Origin of the sequence: Coleofasciculus sp. FACHB-542, assembly GCF_014695825.1 — a bacterium.
Lineage (GTDB): Bacteria > Cyanobacteriota > Cyanobacteriia > Cyanobacteriales > FACHB-T130 > FACHB-T130.
The window spans coordinates 38503-60210 of sequence record NZ_JACJPB010000017.1 but is presented as its reverse complement, the minus strand read 5'-3'; the positions used below and the strand labels follow the sequence as shown (position 1 = coordinate 60210).

The window sequence follows — 21708 nt, the reverse complement described above, 5'->3', positions numbered from 1 at the left end:
TTTTGCGGGACTCCCAGAAAGCCGTTTTTCAACCACGCAAAGCAAGACAGCAAGCTCATGCTATTTTCTCTCCCTGTAGTATTTAGTAAATCTTTCATTTTACTTTTACATCTAATTTAGGGAATAAATCGTGAAGATTCTGTGTTGATGCTGAACCAAAAATTTTTAAATCGGACATTAAACCTTAAAAAGTTGTTACTTTTTAATAAAAAAACGGCTTAGTCTGCATTTATTTACAGATTAATTGTAACAAAAGTTATTGTATCTGTTTTTTTTAAGGGCACGGTACTGCTGGAACCCTGAGAAAATTCACCATTAGCCGCTATAAAGAGTTATGTTTATTTCTCTAAGTTTGCTTAATAAAAAACTATAAAAATCATTAGCCAAAATATAATAATTTTGGGTTTAAATTAAAGATTTACACAATTCGCTTAGGCACGGGTTTTGTGAAGATGCGTTCGTGCAGCGTGCCGGAGGCATATCGCCAATACTTCCCGCCAATACTTCCCGCCGTGCCAGCCTAAAGCCGGTTATGACAGGATTGGGACTAGCAACAGACTGCTGTTAAACGGAGATTGATACATGACAGAAAGTAGTCATCAGCCCTCGCAGGGGGGGCGTTTTGAGCCGCCGTATGACGGGCACGCCGACCACTTGGAGACACCCATTGAACCCATTGAACCCGTTGAAGTTCAGGTGGAAGACGATCGCACTGGGATGACGGTCGTGACCCTGAAACGGGCGTTTGCAGATAACCTGTATTACCTGCTGGCAAAAGATGAGTATTGGGCGACGCCCCATGATTACTACATGGCTCTCGCTTATACTGTGCGCGATCGCTTGCTGCACCGATGGATTAACACCAGCAGAACCTACATTGACAAAGATGTCAAAACCGTATACTACCTATCGGCAGAGTTCTTGATGGGTCGTCAGTTGGACAATAACCTACTCAATTTAGGTTTGTACGAACGGGCACGCCAAGCTCTCCACGAGTCCGGACTCGACATCAACGACCTCAAAGTATTAGAATCAGAACCCGGACTCGGCAATGGGGGTTTAGGACGTCTGGCGGCTTGTTTTCTCGACTCCCTCGCCACCTTAGAAATTCCGGCAGTTGGCTACGGCATTCGCTACGAATTCGGGATCTTTGATCAATGGATTCAGGATGGCGCTCAAGTCGAACACCCCGACAAATGGCTCCGGTTTGGCAACCCTTGGGAAGTTCGCCGCTCAGAATTAACCGTTGAAGTGAAGTTCGGCGGCTATACAGAAGCTTACAGCGATGGACAAGGTCGTTATCGAGTGCGTTGGATTCCCGATCGGAAAATCTTAGGGACGCCCTACGATACACCCGTATCTGGGTACAACAACAATACGGTGAATACGCTTCGTCTTTGGCGGGCGGGGGCTTCTGAAGAGTTCGACTTCCAAGTTTTCGACAGCGGTGACTATGCCGGTGCCGTTACCAACAAGATATTTTCAGAAAATATCTCAAAAGTTCTCTATCCCAACGACAACACCTCTCAGGGTCGGCAACTGCGCCTAGAACAGCAGTATTTCTTCGTCAGTTGTTCTCTCCGAGACATTATCAATTCGCATCAGCGCATTCACCGGACTTTCGATCGGTTCTACGACAAGGTCGCTATCCAGCTCAACGACACGCACCCATCGATTGGGGTTGCCGAACTGATGCGGTTGCTGGTGGATGAGTACGAATTAGGCTGGAACCGAGCTTGGTACATCACCCGGCGCGTCTTCGCCTACACGAACCATACACTGCTCTCTGAGGCTCTAGAACGCTGGCCTGTGAGCTTGTTTGAGCATCTGTTGCCTCGGCACTTAGAGATTATCTATGAAATTAACCGTCACTTTCTCGATGAGGTACGTGCCAAGTATCCGGGAGATGAGGCGCGGGTGGGGAGATTGTCAATTATTGAGGAAGGTGCCCAGAAGTACGTCCGCATGGCGCATTTAGCTTGCGTGGGCAGCCATTCCATCAATGGGGTAGCAGCACTGCATACAGATTTGCTCAAAGCGGATGTCTTGCGAGATTTCTACGAATTGTGGCCCGAAAAGTTTAATAACAAAACGAACGGGGTGACACCGCGCCGGTGGTTGTTGCTGAGCAATCCCCATCTGTCTGAGCTGATTACCGAGAAAATTGGCAATGATTGGGTAACACAACTCGATCAATTCAAGCAGCTAGAAGCGTTTGTTGATGATGCTGAGTTTTGTTCTCGCTTCTCGTCGATTAAGCGCAAAAATAAGCAATCCTTGGCAGAGTACATTCTGCTCTACAACGACATTGAAGTAAATCCAGATTCTCTGTTTGATATTCAGGTGAAGCGGATTCACGAGTACAAGCGTCAGCTGTTGAATGTGCTGTACATTATTACGCTGTACAACCGGATCAAAAAAGATCCCAATGTTGATATCTTGCCCCGGACTTTTATTTTTGCAGGCAAGTCCGCTCCTGGCTACTACATTGCCAAACTGGTCATTCAGTTGATTAATTCGGTGGCGAAAGTCGTCAATAATGACCCGGATGTGCGCGATCGCATTAAGGTCGTTTTCTTGGCAAATTTCTCGGTCTCTCTCGGTCAGCGAGTTTATCCAGCCGCCGATCTTTCCGAGCAAATCTCCACGGCGGGCAAAGAAGCTTCCGGGACGGGCAACATGAAGTTCGCCATGAATGGGGCGCTTACCATCGGAACGCTGGACGGTGCCAACATCGAGATCCGCCAAGAAGTCGGGCCTGAAAACTTTTTCTTATTTGGCTTGACAACTCAAGAAGTATATGCCCTGAAGGCAAGGGGATACAACCCGCGAGACTATTACCATAGCAACGCCGAACTGCGACAAACGATCGACGCGATCGCTTCCGGCTACTTCTCACCCGACAATCGCGACCTTTTCAAACCAATTGTGGAATCGTTGCTAGACAGGGATGAGTATATGCTCTTTGCCGACTACCAAGCGTATATTGACTGCCAGCAAGAAGTCAGCCGAGCTTATCGAGACGCAAAGCACTGGACTCGAATGTCAATTCTCAACGTTGCTCGCACGGGGAAATTTTCCTCAGACCGCACGATTAAGGAGTATTGCCAAGAAATTTGGAACGTCCAGCCAGTCAAGATCGACTTGAAAGAGTATCAACCGCATACAGCGGGTTTGCAGGTGAAGGTGCAAGCCAAGCGCCCTGTCCTTTAACGAGCAACTCGTAAGTAGGGGACAGCGCGACAAGACAGTCAATGCAGTTGCATCTTAATCGTTAAAATGACGACCCAGGCTGCTGAAGAAACTCTGCCTCCTGGGTCGTTGTCTCTCGACCGAGAATCTGATTGCGATGGGGAAATCGCCCAAAGCGTTCAATTACCTCGAAGTGTCGAACTGCGTAGGAAATGTAATCAATACAGTCAGGATCGTCGCCCAATTGCTGAAATAACTCCACTGACTGACGCTGATGTTCGAGATTTTCACTATGTTCAAACGGTAAGTAAATAAAGCATCGCTGGACTGGCAGCAGTTCTCGATCGAAGCCATTATCAACCGCGTGCTGTGCAGCAGACAGGGCAAGGCTGTCGGTTGCGAAGGCTTGGGCACTCCCGCGAAACAAATTGCGTGGAAATTGATCTAATAGCAGTATCAGTGCTAAACAGCTTTGGGGCGATTCCTTCCAGGGATTTAACTGACCCGCTGCGGCTAGTTCGTAGTCTCCTAAGAAGCGGGTTCGGATCTCCTTATCAAACTGCGGTTTTTTGGTAAACCAGACTTTACGGGGTTTCCCATAACCCGCCTCATCGGGTTTGCCAAACCAAAAATTCAAAATTTCATGGACTTGTGACATGAGTTTTGGCTCCAGCGCTCTCAATTTCGCTCTCCCCAATCCTCCGCTCAATCCCCGCTTAAAAAAGTGGCTAAGGTGGGATCGACACCTGCACTGAGCAGGATTGCCAACGCCCGGAAGCAGCGATTTGGTGATGCCGATGATAGCTGAAGATTACATTTGGGCACCCTTGAAATAGAAGTCTCTAGCTGCATGACTTTCACTTCACGCTCACCCCCAGCCCTACGCATGAATTACACCGATAACCAAGAGCTGCTTCAACTGTTTATCCAGCAAGCGCCAGCAGCCGTTGCTATGTTCGACCGCGAGATGCGTTACCTGCTGTTCAGTCATCGATGGCTGACGGAGCAAAATCTTGGTGAGGATATTATCGGGCGCTCTTACTATGAAATTGAGCGTGGAGTAGCAGACCGTTGGCAGACAATTCATCAGCGCTGTTTAGCGGGAAGCATCGAGAAGGTTGAAGAATCTTTACCCCGTACTGATGGAACTGTGGAGTGGGTAAGGTGGGAAGTACAGCCGTGGCGCACTGGCACAGGTGAAATCGGCGGATTGATCGTGTCGAGAGAAGCGATCGCTGAGCGCCATCCATCACAGGAACACCTACACCTGTTGGAGAAGGCGATCGCTGCTAGCAATAACGGCATCGTGATTAGCGACGCGAGCTTGCCAGACAATCCCCTGATTTATATCAATCCCAGTTTCAAGGAAATGACCGGGTACTCCGAGAGCGAAGTTTTAGGGCACAACTGCCGCTTCTTGCAAGGAATCGATACAGAGCAACCGGCGATCGCTCAATTGCGAACGGCAATCCGGGACGGAAAAGAGTGCAATGTCACCTTGCGGAATTACCGCAAAGATGGGACGCTTTTCTGGAACGAACTGCGAGTTGCGCCAGTAAAGAATCCCCAAGGAAAACTCACAAACTTTGTGGGTGTCCAAACTGACATCACCGACCGAGTGGAAGCCCAAGAACATCTGATTCGGATTAGCAAAGCCGTTGAAAATGCGAGTGATGCCATCATCATTACGAACGCCAAAGGGCAGTCCCTCTATCACAATCCGGCGTTTGTGGAATTGTTTGAATACACCACAGACGAAATAAATGCGGCTGGGGGGCCAGCTATCCGCTACTGCGATCCGAATGTCGCTCGTGAAGTCATCAGCACGATCAAACAAGGCAACTCCTGCTGGAGTGGTGAAGTCGAGATGCGTACCCAGAGCGATCGCACTATATCGATTTTGCTTCGGGCTGATGCCATCGCCGATGACAATGGTAATGTAGTCGGGTTGATTGGGATTCACACCGACATTACCGCCCGCAAGCAGGCTGAAGCCGTTTTACGGCAGCTTCTGCGACGGGAGCAGCTCTTAGGAGCCATGCAAGAGCGTATCCGCCAATCCTTGAAGCTGGAGGATGTTCTCAACACTGCCGTGGCGGAAGTGCGGCAGTTTCTTCAGACAGACCGAACGATCTTGTACCGCTTTGAGCCGGATGGAAGTGGCACCGTCGTTGTAGAGTCCGTGAGTACCCAGTGGTTGGCGGTGCTGGGAAGCAATATCAAAGATCCGTGCTTTGGCAAAACCTACGCTGCGGCTTATCAACAAGGTCGTATCCGTGTCATTGAAGATATCTACACGGCTCAGCTCAACCCCTGCCATATTGAATTGCTAGAGCAATTTCAGGTGCGAGCGAATCTAGTCGTGCCGATTTTGCAAGGAGACCACTTGTGGGGGTTGCTGATTGCCCATCACTGTCGATCGTCGCGACAGTGGCAATATGAGGAAGTCGAACTGCTAGAGGCGCTGAGCGTGCAAATCGCGATCGCCATTCAACAAGCCGCTTTGTTCGAGCAAGTAGAAGCGGAACTAGCGCGATCGCAAGCCGCTCAGACTGCATTGCGCGATAGCGAGGAACGTCTGCGGACTGTGGTGAAAAGTGCGCCCATCGTTCTATTTGCCTTAGACGATCGGGGTGTCATTACCTTTTCCGAAGGGAGCGGTCTGGATACTTTGGGACTGGAAGCGGGGAAGGTGGTTGGTCAATCCATCTTTGAGGTGTACCGCCGCTTCCCACAGATTCTCGAAGAGGTTCGGCAAGCGCTATCCGGCAAAGCCTTAACATCCCTGGTAAAAATGGGCAAATTGACCTTCGAGGTTCGCTATTCGCCCCTGCGAAACGCCAACAACGAAGTCATGGGCGCAATTGGCGTCGCCACCGACATCACCGAACGCATCCAAGTAGAGGAAACCCTCCGCCAAAGCGAAGTGCTGCGCCAAAGTGAAGCCAAAACTCGCGCCCTCCTCGACGCGATCCCAGATTCGATGTTTCGCATCCGTGAAGATGGCACCTTTCTAGACTTCAGAGCGGCTAAAAATGACGTTCGGGCGATCGCTCCCGCTCAAGTCATCGGTCAAACTGTGCAGGAGCTTTTGCCAACCGAGGTAGCGCAGCAAATGCTGCATTATGTAGCCAAAGCGCTGTCTGCTAACGAGATCCAAGTTTTTGAATATCAACTGCTCGCTCCCTTGAATCCCGCTTACCCAACCGGAGAGATAGGCTCTGTGCGCGATTATGAAGCTCGCGTTGTTGTCAACGGAGCGGATGAAGTGCTGGCAATCGTGCGCGATATTACCGAGCGCAAGGAGATGGAGCGACTGAAAAACGAATTTGTCTCCATCGTCAGCCATGAATTGAGGACGCCGCTCACTTCGGTGCGAGGCTCCTTGAGTTTAATTGCTGGAGGTGTGACGGGTGAAATTCCCAATGAGGCAAAGGCGCTAGTGAATATTGCTTATAAAAATACCGAGCGTCTGATTCTCCTGATTAACGACATTTTAGATATTGAAAAGATTGAATCCGGCAAAATGGATTTTCATCTCCAGCCGCTGGAACTGATGCCCCTCGTAGAGCAGGCGCTGGAGGCGAACCGGGGCTATGGCGAACAGTTTGGGGTGCAGTTGGTACTGGAGTCTGAGTTGTCCGGTGTTCAGGTAAATGTCGATCGCGATCGCCTGATGCAGGTACTAACGAATCTACTCTCCAACGCCGCCAAATTCTCTCCCCCCAATGGTACCGTCACCCTCTCCGTTTCCCGTCCAACTCAATCGCCAAATACCATCCGAGTTGCCGTTACCGACTGCGGTTGTGGGATTCCCGAAGACTTTCGCCCTCGGATTTTTCAGAAATTTGCTCAAGCAGATTCCTCAGATACCCGTCAAAAGGGAGGAACTGGCTTAGGTTTAAGTATCTGCAAAGCGATCGTAGAAAAACTCGGAGGACACATTAGTTTTGAAACTCAAACGAATGTCGGGACGACTTTCTACTTCGATTTACCAGAATGGCAAGAAGCACGGATCTCAAAGATTATGACTTCCCACTCGCCGGAAAGTCTCCCCATCCTTATCTGTGAAGACGATCCCGATATTGCCACGCTGCTGTCGCTGATGCTGAAACAAGAAGGTTTAAGTGCAGATATCGCCTACAATGCAGCCCAAGCCAAGCAGCTTTTGTCAGAAAATTGCTATGCAGCGATGACTGTAGATTTGGCGCTACCCGGTCAAGATGGCATCTCTTTGATCCGCGAACTGCGGGAAGATGAAAATACTCAGAGTCTCCCGATTGTGGTCGTTTCTGCCAAAGCCCAACAGGGGCGCGAACAACTCAGTGGCGGTGGATTGCCGGTGATAGACTGGCTGGATAAACCAATCGATCAGGCGCGATTGATGGCATCTGTCCGCCAAGCAGTTCGGCAGAACTCAGACAGTAAGCCTCATATTTTGTATGTTGAGGACGATCCGGATTTAACTCAGGTGGTCTCAACAATTTTGCAGAATATCGCCGAAATTGATTCAGCTAAAAATCTTCATGAGGCAAGACACAAGCTGTCTTCTAAAACTTTTGACTTAGTGATTCTTGACCTCAGTTTACCGGATGGTTCTGGTCTAGAATTGCTAGCGGATCTCAACAATCAGATTTTTTCCTCCATCCCCGCAGTCATTTTCTCCGCCAATACCGTTGGCATGGAGGCGGCACATCACGTAGCTGCGGCACTCGTCAAGTCCCGCACCTCCAATCAGCAGTTGCTGGAAACGATTAAATCCCTAATTGGACGCGGTAATTCCGCTTCTTAATTCTGTTTTTTTAAGTTTCAATAAATTAAACGTTTATTGAAACTTAAATTTAATTGAGTTTAAATAGTTGTTATTAAATTTTTAATTTATAAACTAAAAATCAAAATATTTAGTAGGATGACCGAATTAAACCATGTCATATTGTAGACTGGGGAGCCATTCCCATCCTGCTTGGTTCTCCGCGTTCAGAGGCGTGGAGTTTGAGGTAAGGAACTCAACATGGCAAGGGTAAGACGGGGAGTAAAAAGCGCTTTTCAGATCTTACTAATAATTTAGTCTTACTACTTTCTGGAGATAGGGAATGAGTTCGTTATTCGTAGAGGTAAGAACAATAAACCCTAAACTATCGCCATCCTAAATGAATTGTAGAATCTTCTCTTTTTTTATAGATATGCTTTTTCTTCCCACTCAGTTTAAATTAATGAGTAATCAATCAAAAGCAATATGACAACTCCATCTTTAACTCGTATCTTGTTGGTGGAAGATGATCCGGACATTCAGACCGTTGCCTGCTTGGGTTTGAAAGTAGTCGGCGGTTTCACGGTAGAAGTCTGTAGTTCTGGGAGCGAAGCGATTCAGAAAGCGCCGATATTTGCCCCAGATTTGATTTTGCTGGATGTGATGATGCCTGGGATGGATGGGATGACCACCCTAAAGGCACTGCGGGAACTCCCGCAAACTTTAAGCACTCCGGTAATTTTCTTGACAGCCAAAGTGCAAACCCATGAAGTAGCTTATTATAAGCAACTTGGTGTATTGGATGTGATTGCGAAGCCGTTCGATCCCATGACCCTTTCTGCAACTCTCAATCGTATGTGGTTTCAGTACCATGATTGATGCGCTTCAAGATCCGCAAGAACAACTCAATGCCTTACGCCTTGCCTATAGGCAACAACTGCCGAGTCGAATTGAGCAGATTGAAACAATTTGGAATCAGCTGCTGGGAAGCCTTGAGGAAAGAGGGACCGTAGCTGGGGAGTCAGGATGTAGGGGCGGGGAAACCCTGCCTGGAGCAGGAGAGAATCAAGAACATCAACCCCTCAGCACCTCAAAGGTTCAGCCCCTTTCGTCTTCTCAAAATCCGCCTCAGTCCCTACTAGAAGCCGCTGCCTCACCTTTGGAAACGCTACACCACCTGATGCACCGTTTGGCGGGTTCTAGTGCCACGTTTGGGTTGCTGGGGTTAGGGAATGCGGCACGAACTTTGGAACTGGTGTTCAAAGCGATTTTGGATAGTGGAAAGTTGCCAACCGCAGAAGAGCAAGCACAAATCTGCGTGCTGGTAGGAGGATTGAAACAGGCGATCGCAGTGGAGGACACTTGTGTACTGGATCTAAACCTCCCCCCGTTGCAGTCTCAAGAGCCTTGGACAGAGAATCGGCTGATTTTTTTGGTGGAAGACGATCCGCATCTATCGCAGGATTTGGCGTTGCAAATCAGTTGTTTTGGTTATCAGGTTCGCACTTTTGACAAAATTGCTGAACTGGAGGAGGCGATCGCGCAAACACCACCCGCCGCTGCAATTGTAGATGTTGTTTTCCCCCAAGACAGTCTCGCTGGCCCCAAAACAATTACTGCCATCCAGCAGCACCGAGAGCAACCGCTGCCAGTTTTGTTTATTTCTGCCAGAAACGATCTCATGGCTCGTTTACAGGCGGTGAGAGCGGGTGGAAAGGCGTATTTTCCCAAGCCAATTAACATTGGAGAATTGATTGATGCGCTGGATTTGCTGACAGTGCCGCAAGCACCAGAGCCGTATCGCATTTTAATTGTTGACGATGATGCGCCTTTGGCATCTTTCTATGGTTGGACTTTGGAACAGGCGGGAATGACGGCGCTGGTGGTGACAGATCCGTTGCAGGTGATGCCGCCGTTAATTGAGTTCAGACCGGATCTAATTTTGATGGATATGTATATGCCGGGATGCGATGGAGTGGAACTGGCAGCGGTGATCCGTCAGCAACCGGCTTATGTGGGCATTCCGATTGTGTTTCTGTCGATGGAGACGGATCTGAATAAGCAGCTAGCGGCGATTCAGCTAGGCGGGGATGATTTTTTAACCAAGCCGATTCAGCCAAATCATCTGATTGCGTCGGTGATGCCGCGAGTGCAGCGATCGCGTCTTTTACGTTCGGTGATGGTGCGCGATAGTCTGACTGGGCTGCTCAATCATACGACGATTAAAGAGCAACTCAGTATTGAGGTGCAACGAGGTCGGCGGGAAAAGACGAACCTTGCCTTTGCCATGATTGATATTGATGATTTTAAGTCAGTCAACGATACTTATGGTCATCTCACAGGCGATCGCGTACTGAAAAGTTTATCCCGTCTGTTGCAGCAGCGTTTGCGAAAAACTGATATCACGGGTCGTTATGGCGGGGAAGAGTTTGCGGCTATCCTCCCGAATACAGATGGTGCAACAGCCGTGCAAGTTCTCAATCGAATCCGCGAAGGTTTTGCACAAGTTCGGCAGCAGTCTGACGGCGCTGAGTTTTCGGTTACTTTTAGCTGTGGCATCGCTGTCTTTCCCAACGTAGATGAAGCGACCCAACTCAATGAAGCCGCAGATAAAGCTCTCTATGAAGCCAAACGACGCGGACGCAATCAGGTGGTTCTGTCTACGTGAACAAATCTCTGCGATCAAGAGATTACAACTGCTTTTAACGAACATTAAAGATTTAAAGCGATCGCAAATAGCCAATCCAATAATATTGGCAAGGCTCACCCTACACTGTTATCAGAGCTTTTCCATACAATCTATTAAGTGAGAACAGATGGCTGACATTGTTGATATTGCCGTTGGTGCGGGTTCTTTCAAAACTTTAGTAACTGCTGTCCAAGCGGCAGGGTTGGTGGACACGCTGAAAAGTCCTGGCCCTTTTACTGTCTTTGCGCCGAATGATGATGCCTTTGCTAAACTTCCACCCGGAACGATTCAAACCTTGGTGCAAAATATTCCCCAGCTTGCCAGAATTCTCACCTATCATGTCGTTCCTGGCAAGTTAATGAAAGCCGATTTAGAGAAAGTAAGTTCTGTCACCTCAGTTGAAGGTTCACCCATCAGAATTGATTGTTCTGATGGTTTTGAGGTGAAAAATGCTACAGTTCTCGCACCAGATATCGAAGCGGATAATGGCGTGATTCACGTTATCGACACGGTAATTTTAATGGGTTAAATAAAAAAAAGGGAGCGCTCGCTCCCTTTTTAAAAACCCTATTTGAGGTGTGTTGGAGGAATCAAGGAATCGGAGTGCGATCGCTCCTTTTAAAAGCCCCCCTTTTTTCTAGCGAAGCGGCGCGTTAGCGCGGGGTTTGGGGGGATTTCCTATCGATAATCCGACTGCTGAATATCCCGCAAACGAGCTTCAGGACGCTTAAAGCGATCCATCTGAGCTTCAAAAAACTCCCGATTTGCTTGTAAATGCTTCGGATTGGAGTCATCTAAAGGATACAGAAGTGCAGTCCGCAATGCTTGGATAACAGCAGAAGTAACGCAGTACATCGAGCGTTGGAAAGTAATCCCTAATTGGATTAACATATCATCTTCACCGCGGCAGTGTTGGCGATAGTAATCCACGAGATAGGGTGGGAGGAAATGCAGCATATCCTGCATTAACAATGTCGGCGGAATGCCAGCAGTTCCCACCGGAAATACATCAGCATAGAGAATTCCATAGTGGAAATCTTTCTGATTTTCCGGAACTTGCTTTGCCTGAGCGTTGTAAGATTTTGTACCCCGGAATGGAGCGGTACGGTAGAATACAGCTTCCACATACGGTAATGCTGCTTCGTACAGCCATGTGAAACCGCAAGATTTGGGGATAATTTCATACTTTTCACCCCGAATGTAAACGTGATGATAAATTGGACGACCCGCGATCGCAAAAATTCCATTTACCAGAAAATTCATCGCTTCCGGCACACTGGTAATTTTCCCCTCATCGTAGAGGTCGGACATCTCAAAGAAAACTGGAGCCATCACTTCCCAGAACAAGCCTAAATTACTGTAGTAAGACAGTTGGCGCACCTGTTCTAAGAACATATCAGGGAACAGTTTATACAATCCCAGCATCGCCGGATTGCCTTTGAAGTAAGCCTTAATTGCTCTATCTGCATTCGCTTTATATTCATCAGTATCCAGATAGGCATCGAATTTACCCCAGCCCATATCTCTGCCGTGCCAAAGCATTGCTTGCATACAAGCTTCGGCAAATTCCATATTAATTCGGTCATGCCCTAAGTGATGGAATAACTTGGGCATTTTAGAAGTTTCGCCCTTCTCGATAAACTCTAGAAGTTCGGGATGAGCGGTAGCTTCTCCGCGCCAGATCCGCAAATCTGCATCGTCTCCAGCGTAATGATTATGTAACTCTAAATACTCTTTGGGCAAGAAGTATTTAAAGAAGGGAAAGGGATTTAAAAAGACATGCTCGGCAATATAAAGCAGGTCGCGCCAGTAGAAATCCATCGGTACTGCATACGCTTTATAAATACCGATAATTTGCATGAGATTTTCCGGCGTATCTGGCAGCATGGCACCACCAGCTTCTAAGCGATGAATAATATCGGCAAATTCATGGTTAGAAGGAGGTAATTTTGTTGAAGGCTTAGGAGGAGTTTGTACCATTTTTAGTTCTTTTAGGTGAATTGCTGAATGTTTTTTAATGAGTCGTTATTTTGTTGTGAGGACGGTATTTTTAGCTGTCCCCCAACCCCTTCCCTAGCGCTTAAGGGAGCTGGGGGCTTAGGTTTCTCGTTTCCAGGCTGAGCGCCGTAACGAGAGGAATGAAAGTAATTTTCTATTGCTGAACTGAAGACTGGTAGTGGATAGCAACTTGCTGAGTAGTAGTCGCGGGCATGGTAGCAACCATTGCAGCTGTTGTCGGTTCACTCCAACGCACCAGCCAATTGGGGAAGATTCCCAAGAAGAAGATTAAGGCTGCTAAAACTAAAGCTGGGGTACGCTCAACCCATTCAACTTTGGGATAGTAGGCTGCGGCATTGTTCAGTTTGCCAAAACAGGTGCGGTTAATGAGGATCACAAAATAAACTGCCGTTAAACCGCTACAAACTACACAAATCAGGGTTGGAATTGGAAATACGATGAAACTACCTTGCAGCACTAAAAATTCAGCGATAAAGCCAACCATACCGGGGATACCAGCACTCGCCATTCCGCCTAGAACTAGCAAAGCAGTGGTAAGCGGTAAGCCGCGTTGGGGACTCAACAAACCATTCAAGACATCTAAATCGCGGGTGCCAACTTTGCTTTCGATAACACCCACCAAATGGAAGAGGATGGCTAAGATGATGCCGTGGCTAACCATTTGCAAGACGGCACCGAGTAAACTAAGCGGTGTAGCGGCGGCGGCGGCTAACAGAACATAGCCCATGTGACCGATAGAGCTGTAAGCGACCATGCGTTTGATATCTTTTTGAGCGATCGCACTCAGCGCCCCGTAAGCGGCACTAAACGCTCCGATAATCGCTAACCCTGGTGCCACAATTGTCCAGGTTTCGGGAAACATTCCTAAACCAAACCGTACTAAACCATAGGTTCCTAACTTTGCCAGGATGCCACCTAAAAGAATGGCTACGGGTGGTGAAGCCTCGACATAAGCATCTGGCAACCAAGTATGCAACGGAACTAGGGGAATTTTGATTCCGAAACCCACTACCAGCATTGTTAGCAGGATTAGCTGCGCTTGTAACGGTAAACCTTGAGCAATGTTGGCATTGTAATCAAAATTAGGAGCGTTACCCAGCCAAGTTATACCCAAAAATGCCGCCAGAATTAAAATTCCAGAAAGCGCTGTATAAATGAGAAACTTCATTGCTGCGTAGCCACGCTTTTCAGTTCCGCCCCAGATGGCAATTAACAAGTACAGCGGAATCAGTTCTAGTTCGTAGAACAACACAAACAGCATCAAATTCTGCGACAGGAAGGCACCCGCAATTCCAGCATTGACCAGCAGCACTAAAGAATAGTAAAGCTGAGGACGAGTAATCTGCTTTGAGGTGCTGTAAATAACAATCCATGTCAGCAGGCTATTCAAAGCCAACAGCGGTAAAGACAAACCATCAACACCAAGGCTGTAATTCAATCCCAATTTTTCAATCCAGGGCATAAATTCAGAGAATTGCATCCCGGCATTGTTCAGGTCGAATTGGGTTAAAAGAAATCCTGTCTCTAATAAAATTCCACTGATAATCGCTAATGCAAGTAAACGGAGTTGACTAGCAGATAAGTTAGGTAAGAATCCGACGAGAGCGGCACCTAAAAAGGGTAGCCAAATAAAAGTGCTGAGCATGGTTTGTTATTTGCTGATTCCTGATTGCTGATTTCTGTTGACCGGCTGAATGAGAATCATAGAAACGGCGGTTTGGCTATATAGCAATCCCAATTTATGTAGGAGATATTCTTCTCTCTTTTTTCCCTCCGTTAACACGCGATCGCGCTTCGTTAATCGAAGACATCTCACCACTTAAATAGGATTGCTATAGCTCTACCTAACTCAGTAAGGTGACTTTGCCAGTGTCCAAATCGTAATAACCACCTACAACTTTCAGTTTATTTTCCTGAATTAACTGAGAAATGACAGGAGAGGTTTTCAATCTTTCTACCTGAACCAAAACATTCGCTTTGCTAGCATTCTCTAGCCGATCGCCGGGTTTGCCTTTTGAATTTTCTACACCAGGTTTTATTGCCTCAAGTAAGCTACCAATCTGACCGGGCACTTGGGCACCTTTAATGGTGGCATCTACCGCCCCACATCTTTTGTGCCCCATGACCATGATTACCTTTGTTCCTAATATTAAACCCCCAAATTCTAGGCTCCCGGTTTCCTCCGGAGTTGCGATATTTCCTGCCACGCGGCATACAAACAAATCTCCAAATCCCCGGTCAAAGATAATCTCAGAAGGAACCCGCGAATCCGCGCAACTGAGAATCGCCGCAAATGGCTTCTGAGTTTTCGCAACGGCGGTCAAACGTTGAAAATCTCGGTTGATATTTTTAGTTTTTCTGGTAATAAACCGTTGATTCCCCTCCATTAAACTTTGCAACGCTTGATCGGGGGTCATGTCATTCTCTGCAACGGCTTGATCGGGGAAAACCAACTTGGTTCCGAGTCCGGCTGTTACGACCCCTGCCCCTACTGCGCCTGCGCTAAATTTCAGCAAATTCCGTCTGGAGAATTGTCCTTTCTGCTTTTTTGAATTCATTGGTTCGTAGCTTCCTTCCTAAGGGTTAAAGACTTGCTCTCTTTGTATTTTGTCATTAGTTATGTATCCTTTGCAATTTAAAAAGGACTAATGACAAAAAGTTCTAAACTAACCGGGTTTTCAGTTAGTTTGGTAGGGCAGCGATCGCCCACTCTCGACCTATTGAGCGAGTGCTACAAAGAGTGGTGAAGCGGCATGAAAGAAGCGCCAGTATAATAGCATTCCTAAGACAATTATTCCCATTACTATCGTCATCGCATAAGCTTGGGATTGTCCGGAAGTGCTGTATTTCAAACTTTGCCCGCCGAAAAGGGAAGCAACGCCGACAAAATTAACGAAGCCATCCACTAAGTAGCGGTCAAAGGCAGAGATGAAGCGGGAAACTAAAGCAACGCTGAAAACAATACTCACGCGGTAAATTTTGGCGGTGTAAAAGTCATAAGCCAACAAATCTTGCAGGGGTTTCCAAGGAAGTTGGACGGGTTTTTTCCACATTTTATTCAGATAAATTATCCCGCCAAGGCTGCAACCAAAAATACTAGACCAAATCAACAGCAGCGCCATATCTTTATTGAGAGTTGCCCAACTCGGCAGTAGCGACAAGCTTTGTAACACTAAGGGGAGGTGGAGGGTGAAGGCGGCCAAAACTATCATGGGGAAAGTTAAAGGCCAAAATGCTTCTGGCGATCGTACAGTCATTGGCTTGGGTTCTCCGCCAAAAATCAGCCCAAACACTCTCGTTAAACTGAAGGCTGTCAAACCATTGACCACCAGCAATAACCCGACTAGCCAAGGTTGAGTTGCCCACAAACCATCTGCCAATTTCAGCAATGCCCAGAAGCTGCCTAAAGGCGGAAAAGCGATTAACCCCAGCGTCCCAACCAGAAAGGCTAACCCGGATATGGGACGGCGCGACCATAAACCGCCGAGTTGGGTTAAGTCTTGGGTGATGTTGTTCCAAATAATTCCACCAACACTCATTACCAACAGCGCCATTGCGATCGCATGAGTCAAGATCAACAACAAAGCTGCATCATCTTGTTGAGTGCCTACAGCGATAAATACCAATCCCATGTAGGTGCTGACGGAATAGGACAAAGCGCGTTTGATATCAATTTGCGCGATCGCAATCAAGGAAGCGCCAACCGCCGTCACACCACCGATCGATATCAGCGCCAGCGACACTATCGGAGAAAGGGCTAACACAGGTTGCAACTTAATCAACACCCAGGCACCTGTTGCCACCACGACCGAGTTCCGCAAAATCGTGCTGGGAAGCGGCCCTTCCATTGCCTCATCCAACCACAAATGCAACGGAAATTGAGCGCATTTACCCATCGGGCCAGCAATTAAACCTAAACCTAATAGCGCGGCTAGTGTAGGGTCTAAATCAGCGGTTTTTGCCCATTCTGCTAGATCGTTAAAATTCCAACTTCCTGCCAGGGGATACAAGGCAATGACTGGCATCAGCATGATTAAATCCCCAACCCGCTTGGTTAAGAACGCATCCCGTGCGCCCGTCACCACCAACGGTTGGCTAAACCAAAGCCCTACCAGCAAATAAGTCCCCAAGGTGAGGATTTCCAGGATTACATAGCTAAAGAACAAGGAGTTGCACAAAGCTAAAGCACACATCCCTGCCTCAAAAAGCCCCAGCAAGGCATAAAAGCGTGCCCAGCCCCAGTCCATCTCCATGTAGCCGATCGCGTATATCTGGGCTAGCAGGTTTAACCCGGTTACTAAAGCGATCGCTGCAACGTTAATTACTGAGATTTCTAGGGGGAAATTTAAATCCAAACCCGCTGCCGACAGCCATGTAAACGTTATTTCTTGAGACGGCTGGTTCCAAATCGCTTGCAGAGTCACTAAGCTATGAACGAATGCCAAAAAGGTCATCAGCAAGTTAATGTAACCAGCGGGGCGCGGCCCTGTGCGGCGGATGACACCGGGCGACCATAATAGCCCGGAAATAGCACCAATTAAGGCATAGCAAGGGACTAACCAAATAGTATCGATGAGAGCCTGAACCACTGAATTCCCTCCAAACTTGCAGCAAAGCTAGGGTTGCTTTCAGCCAACCCGTAATTTCCCTAACCAACCTATGCAGTAAGGCGAATGCCGAATTAATAATTTCTTAAGCGTTCTGCTTATCTTAATGGTTCAAGTAACCAAAAGGGAATAATTGATTTAAAGAATTAAGCGATAAATCATCTAAAAAAAACTTATATAACTCTTTGCTATCATAGGTTTTTATGCCTAGAGCAGTTGTCATCAAGAATTTATATGGTACTGATAGATAAATGTCTATAGGTAAAAATATTTTTTAACAAATAAGTTTTTTGATTTTTAAGTGTATTTTAGAAATTACCATCAAGGCTTTATATGGCATCTATAGATAAACATCTATAAGCAATTCTACTTAGGCTACTATAACAGTCCTATTTGAGTTGTAGGCAAGATATCCAATTTCGAGAGAGAAATTGGATATCTTGCCTTCACGAATCAAAGAGAACGCTCCAGAGACACAAGGGAGAGAGTTTTACAATCCATTTAGGATTGGTATCGGTGGGATGCAAGGATGTTGGATGATGCAAAGTGTTTATCGAATCCAATGAAGACTGTCCTGAAGCATCTTTACAGGCGATAGGATTTTGTTATGGCAGAACACAACCCGTCTGCGATTCATTTCACTGCCCTACCTGTTACGAGCGCCGATGTGGAAGCTGCGGCGGTGCGGTTGGCTGGAATTGCCCGCTGCACGCCGGTTTTGACCTCCAGAACGGTCAACGAGCGCACCACTGCTCAAGTATTCTTGAAGTGCGAAAACTTTCAACGCACGGGTTCGTTTAAGTTTCGGGGTGCTTACAATGCACTGGCACAGCTATCTGAGGAACAAGCATCACGCGGGGTTCTGACGTATTCATCAGGGAATCATGCTCAAGCGATCGCACTCTCCGGGCAATTGCTGGGCATCCACACCACGATTATTATGCCGGATGATGCCCCAGTCGTGAAGCAAGCGGCAACTCGCGGTTATGGTGCTGAGGTGATTTTGTACAATCGTCAGGAAACCACGCGGGAAGCTTTGGCGCAAAGTCTGGTAGATCGGCGCGGTTTAACTTTAATTCCCCCTTACGATCATCCTCATGTCATCGCCGGACAAGGTACATCTGCTTTAGAACTCTTTCAAGAAGTCGGTTCCCTCAATTTACTTCTCGTTTGCTGCGGAGGCGGTGGTTTACTATCAGGATGCGCCCTCGCTGCCAAAACCCTTTCACCGAATTGCCGAGTGATTGGGGTAGAACCAGAACGCGCCGACGATGCGACACGCTCTTTTCACAGTAAAACGCTGCATACTACGAACAATCCTGACACGATTGCTGATGGGGCACGCACTCCTTGCCTGGGAAACATTACCTTCCCACTCGTATTGCACTACGTCGATGATATGGTGACGGTATCGGAAGAAGCCATCCGCACTACGATGTTTTTCTTGTGGGAACGTCTGAAAATCGTAGTGGAACCGACGGGTGCCTTAGCCGCCGCGGCTTTACTATCGGAAGTGGTGAAAGAACCTGGTGCCCGAATTGGTGTGATTATCACCGGGGGGAATGTAGATATTCGGCAAATCTGTAAATTGTGAATGCGATCGCTTAACCTGGTACAACTCTAAATTGGCTATCATCGCATGAGAACGATTTTCAGGCACAATCATGAGTGGATCTGCGTTTACAGTTCCAGAAAAAGTAAGCTTTGAGAGTGCGATCGCGCTGACTCAATCTTTGCTTTCCCAGATGCAAGCGGGGGAATTATCCGAAGTAGAAATAGAAACAGCCATTGCAGAATTAGTAAAAACTGAAAATGGTGCGAGAGGCTTTTTCGTCACCTACCTGACATCAGAGGGGACAATCGCAGATAATCCCTCTGCTGCTGTTATACGGGCATTGCAGTCAAATCCAGACACCGTTTCAGAATTATTAGTCAAAAATGTAGCCATGTCTGCGGTGATGGTCGTTGCCCATCATCGCAATGGGAACGAAGAGATGGCGCAATCATCCCAAAGAGTGCGATCGCGTACCACTCGAATTATCGAACAGGTGGAACTTCCTTCTGTCTACGAAGTGTCTCAAAAGTTATTGGAAAGTGCCGTCACTGGCGAAGGTAGCTACAAAGCATTTTTAGAACGCCGCGGTTACGATTCCGAACAACGGCAGGTTCTCTCTGAGGCATTGGAACAACTTATCAAGCGGTAATGGTTAATCGCCAGTAGTCCTGAATCCTTGGTCTGTTGCTAGTGACCAATTACCAATTACCAATTACCAATTACCAACAACTATGGTAAATTCCCCTACTCAGTTTTCTGATATTCAAACTCATTGGGCACGCTTATTCATTCAAGCTTTAGCCCAGCGTCGCATTATTAACGGGTTTCCCGATGGGACTTTTCGCCCAAATCAATCCATCACCCGCACTGAATTTGCAGCCCTGATTGCCACAGCATTTTCCAGACCGGCAAAACGACCGTATATCCCCTTTATTGATGTTCCTTCTACTTACTGGGCGGCAAGTGCCATTCAAAAAGCTTACGAAGCACTTTTTATTAGCGGTTTTCCCGATAACCGCTTCCGTCCAGCAGAGAGGATTACCCGAACGCAAGTTTTGGTTTCTCTAGTCAGCGGCTTGCAAATTTCCGCGAACGTAAAATCTGACCTAAAAACGGCACTGCCACAGATATATCAAGATGCCGCTGGAATTCCTAGCTATGCCACCGACGAAATCGCAATCGCCACGAAAGCAGGGCTGGTAGCGAACTACCCGAATCTAAAATTATTCAATCCCAATCTAGCAGCAACTCGTGGCGATGTTGCAGCTTTTATTTATCAAGCTTTAGTGTATCTAGACGAAGCGCCTCGGATTGAATCTCCCTACCTCGTAGTGCCTCCAAAAACCATTCCACCCAGTCAGCCTCAAACTGTCAAAGTCAGCCATCAGCGGGAGTTTCGGGGTGCGTGGGTGACAACGGTTTGGAACAGTGATTGGCCTTCTAAACCGGGGCTGACGGCTGCACAACAGCAAGCCGAACTTATCGGTATCCTTGACCGGATGCTAGCGATGAAAATGAATGCGCTAGTCTTGCAGGTACGACCGGAAGGGGATGCTTTTTATGCTTCGCAATTAGAGCCTTGGAGTTATTGGCTGACAGGAAGCCAGGGAAAAGCACCAGAGCCATTTTACGATCCGCTGGAGTATGCGATCGCCCAATGCCACAAGCGCAATATTGAACTTCATGCTTGGTTCAACCCTTATCGCGCCAGAGTCTCTATCAACAATTCCCCGCCAGTCCGTCCTCACATCGCCATCACCAACCCCGAAGCAGTTTATGTATGGGGTAATCAGATGTGGATGGACCCCGGATTGAAAGTGGTTCAGGACAGGGCATACAACGTCATTCTTGATGTGGTGCGTCGCTATGACGTGGATGGCATCCATTTAGATGACTATTTCTATCCGTATCCCATCGAAGGCAAATCTTTTCCCGACAATAAAACCTACGCCGCTTATACGGCGGCGGGTGGGAAACTCTCTTTGGGTGAGTGGCGGCGGGACAATGTAAATCAAATGGTTCAGCGCCTATCGCGGGGAATTCAGGCAACCAAGCCACACGTCAAGTTTGGCATTAGTCCTTTTGGCATTTATCGTCCCGGACAACCATCTCAAATTCGGGGACTAGATGCCTACAGCGTACTTTATGCCGATTCCAAAAAATGGCTAGAGCAAGGCTGGGTTGATTATCTCGCCCCGCAACTCTACTGGCGCATCGACCAAACCGCACAAAGTTATCCCGTATTGCTGAAGTGGTGGACGGAGAATAACCCTAAAGATCGACATATTTACGCCGGTAATAATTTAGGACAGTTGGATGGCAAGGCTTGGACGCTTGCGGAGATAGAAAAGCAAGTTGACATTACTCGCAACTTGAGCGGGAATTTGTCTCTGGGGAATATCTTTTTCAGTATGGAAGCCTTCGTTGAAAATCGTCAGGGCATCTATGAGAAATTCAAAACCTCGACTTATACCAAACCCGCACTAGCACCCGCGATGTCGTGGCGAGATACGACACCACCCCCGCCCCCAACAGCACTGGGATTGAGAAATGGCAAGCTGACATGGAATCTTGCTAGCACTCCCGATATTCGTTCCTGGACGCTTTATAAGCAAACTGGCACAACTTGGACGCTGCAAAGAATCCTTTCAAGAGAGACAACGTTTGCCACAGTTGAGCCGGGAACTTATGCTGTGTGCGCGGTAGATAAGATGGCAAATGAAAGTGGGGGAGTCGTCGTCATCGTCTAACTTGTCACCGTCTAGGTATCCGTGGAAAGCACTTTTTTGAACCATAAAGACACTAAGGGAAATAACAGGGAAGTAACTTTGTGTTTCCTTAGTGCCTTTGTGGTTAATCCGGGGTGTTTTAAACCACCCAACTCAATAAGTTTGTG

At 47.5% G+C, this 21708-nt stretch carries 13 protein-coding genes; 8 read left to right on the top strand and 5 right to left on the bottom strand.

The features are described 5' to 3' along the window. The first annotated feature begins 717 nt into the window (after positions 1-717). Entirely contained in the window at positions 718-3213 is a 2496-nt protein-coding gene (locus H6F52_RS03900) for a glycogen/starch/alpha-glucan phosphorylase (RefSeq protein WP_242033094.1), read from the top strand. 61 nt (positions 3214-3274) lie between these two features. Here the strand turns inward: H6F52_RS03900 and H6F52_RS03895 are convergent, their stop codons facing one another. Then, positions 3275-3850 (bottom strand): DUF924 family protein, encoded by a 576-nt coding sequence (locus H6F52_RS03895; RefSeq protein ID WP_190532040.1) that lies wholly within the window; start codon positions 3848-3850, stop codon positions 3275-3277. A 192-nt stretch (positions 3851-4042) separates the two neighbouring features. Here H6F52_RS03895 and H6F52_RS03890 point away from each other — a divergent pair, with 192 nt between their 5' ends. The 4 genes from H6F52_RS03890 (at position 4043) to H6F52_RS03875 (ending at position 11160) form a co-directional block, all read left to right on the top strand. Then, complete coding sequence (locus H6F52_RS03890) at positions 4043-7984, top strand: PAS domain S-box protein (protein WP_190532038.1); 3942 nt, start codon at positions 4043-4045, stop codon at positions 7982-7984. Between the two features lie 444 nt (positions 7985-8428). After that, positions 8429-8821 carry a response regulator gene (locus H6F52_RS03885; protein WP_190427114.1) on the top strand — a complete coding sequence of 131 codons (393 nt, stop codon included), beginning with the start codon at positions 8429-8431 and terminating at the stop codon, positions 8819-8821. Further along, positions 8814-10610 (top strand): diguanylate cyclase, encoded by a 1797-nt coding sequence (locus H6F52_RS03880; RefSeq protein WP_190411547.1) that lies wholly within the window; start codon positions 8814-8816, stop codon positions 10608-10610. The genes H6F52_RS03885 and H6F52_RS03880 overlap by 8 nt, the downstream gene beginning before the upstream one ends. Before the next feature lie 148 nt (positions 10611-10758). Next, a complete protein-coding gene (locus H6F52_RS03875; RefSeq protein WP_190411546.1) occupies positions 10759-11160 on the top strand; it encodes a fasciclin domain-containing protein in 402 nt (133 codons plus the stop codon). A 149-nt stretch (positions 11161-11309) separates the two neighbouring features. Here H6F52_RS03875 and H6F52_RS03870 read toward each other — a convergent pair whose 3' ends face one another. From H6F52_RS03870 to H6F52_RS03855, 4 genes are all read right to left on the bottom strand, one after another. Beyond that, entirely contained in the window at positions 11310-12611 is a 1302-nt protein-coding gene (locus H6F52_RS03870) for a CO2 hydration protein (RefSeq protein WP_190532037.1), read from the bottom strand. A 172-nt stretch (positions 12612-12783) separates the two neighbouring features. Beyond that, on the bottom strand, positions 12784-14295 hold the full coding sequence (locus H6F52_RS03865; protein ID WP_190532035.1) for an NADH-quinone oxidoreductase subunit M: 1512 nt from the start codon (positions 14293-14295) through the stop codon (positions 12784-12786). A 199-nt stretch (positions 14296-14494) separates the two neighbouring features. Then, positions 14495-15208 carry a carbonic anhydrase gene (locus H6F52_RS03860; protein ID WP_190532033.1) on the bottom strand — a complete coding sequence of 238 codons (714 nt, stop codon included), beginning with the start codon at positions 15206-15208 and terminating at the stop codon, positions 14495-14497. Between the two features lie 159 nt (positions 15209-15367). Next, positions 15368-17239, bottom strand: coding sequence for an NAD(P)H-quinone oxidoreductase subunit F (locus tag H6F52_RS03855; RefSeq protein ID WP_190426524.1), 1872 nt, complete (start codon positions 17237-17239; stop codon positions 15368-15370). Positions 17240-17864: 625 nt separating this feature from the next. Between H6F52_RS03855 and H6F52_RS03850 the strand changes: the two genes are divergently transcribed. The 3 genes from H6F52_RS03850 (at position 17865) to H6F52_RS03840 (ending at position 21562) form a co-directional block, all read left to right on the top strand. After that, the gene (locus H6F52_RS03850; protein ID WP_190532031.1) at positions 17865-18851 is read left to right on the top strand and encodes a threo-3-hydroxy-L-aspartate ammonia-lyase; all 987 of its coding nucleotides are present in this window, start codon (positions 17865-17867) and stop codon (positions 18849-18851) included. 70 nt (positions 18852-18921) lie between these two features. Further along, positions 18922-19461, top strand: a complete 540-nt coding sequence (locus tag H6F52_RS03845; RefSeq protein ID WP_190532029.1) for a hypothetical protein — start codon at positions 18922-18924, stop codon at positions 19459-19461. Positions 19462-19543: 82 nt separating this feature from the next. Further along, positions 19544-21562 carry a family 10 glycosylhydrolase gene (locus tag H6F52_RS03840; protein ID WP_190532027.1) on the top strand — a complete coding sequence of 673 codons (2019 nt, stop codon included), beginning with the start codon at positions 19544-19546 and terminating at the stop codon, positions 21560-21562. Positions 21563-21708: the final 146 nt, after the last annotated feature.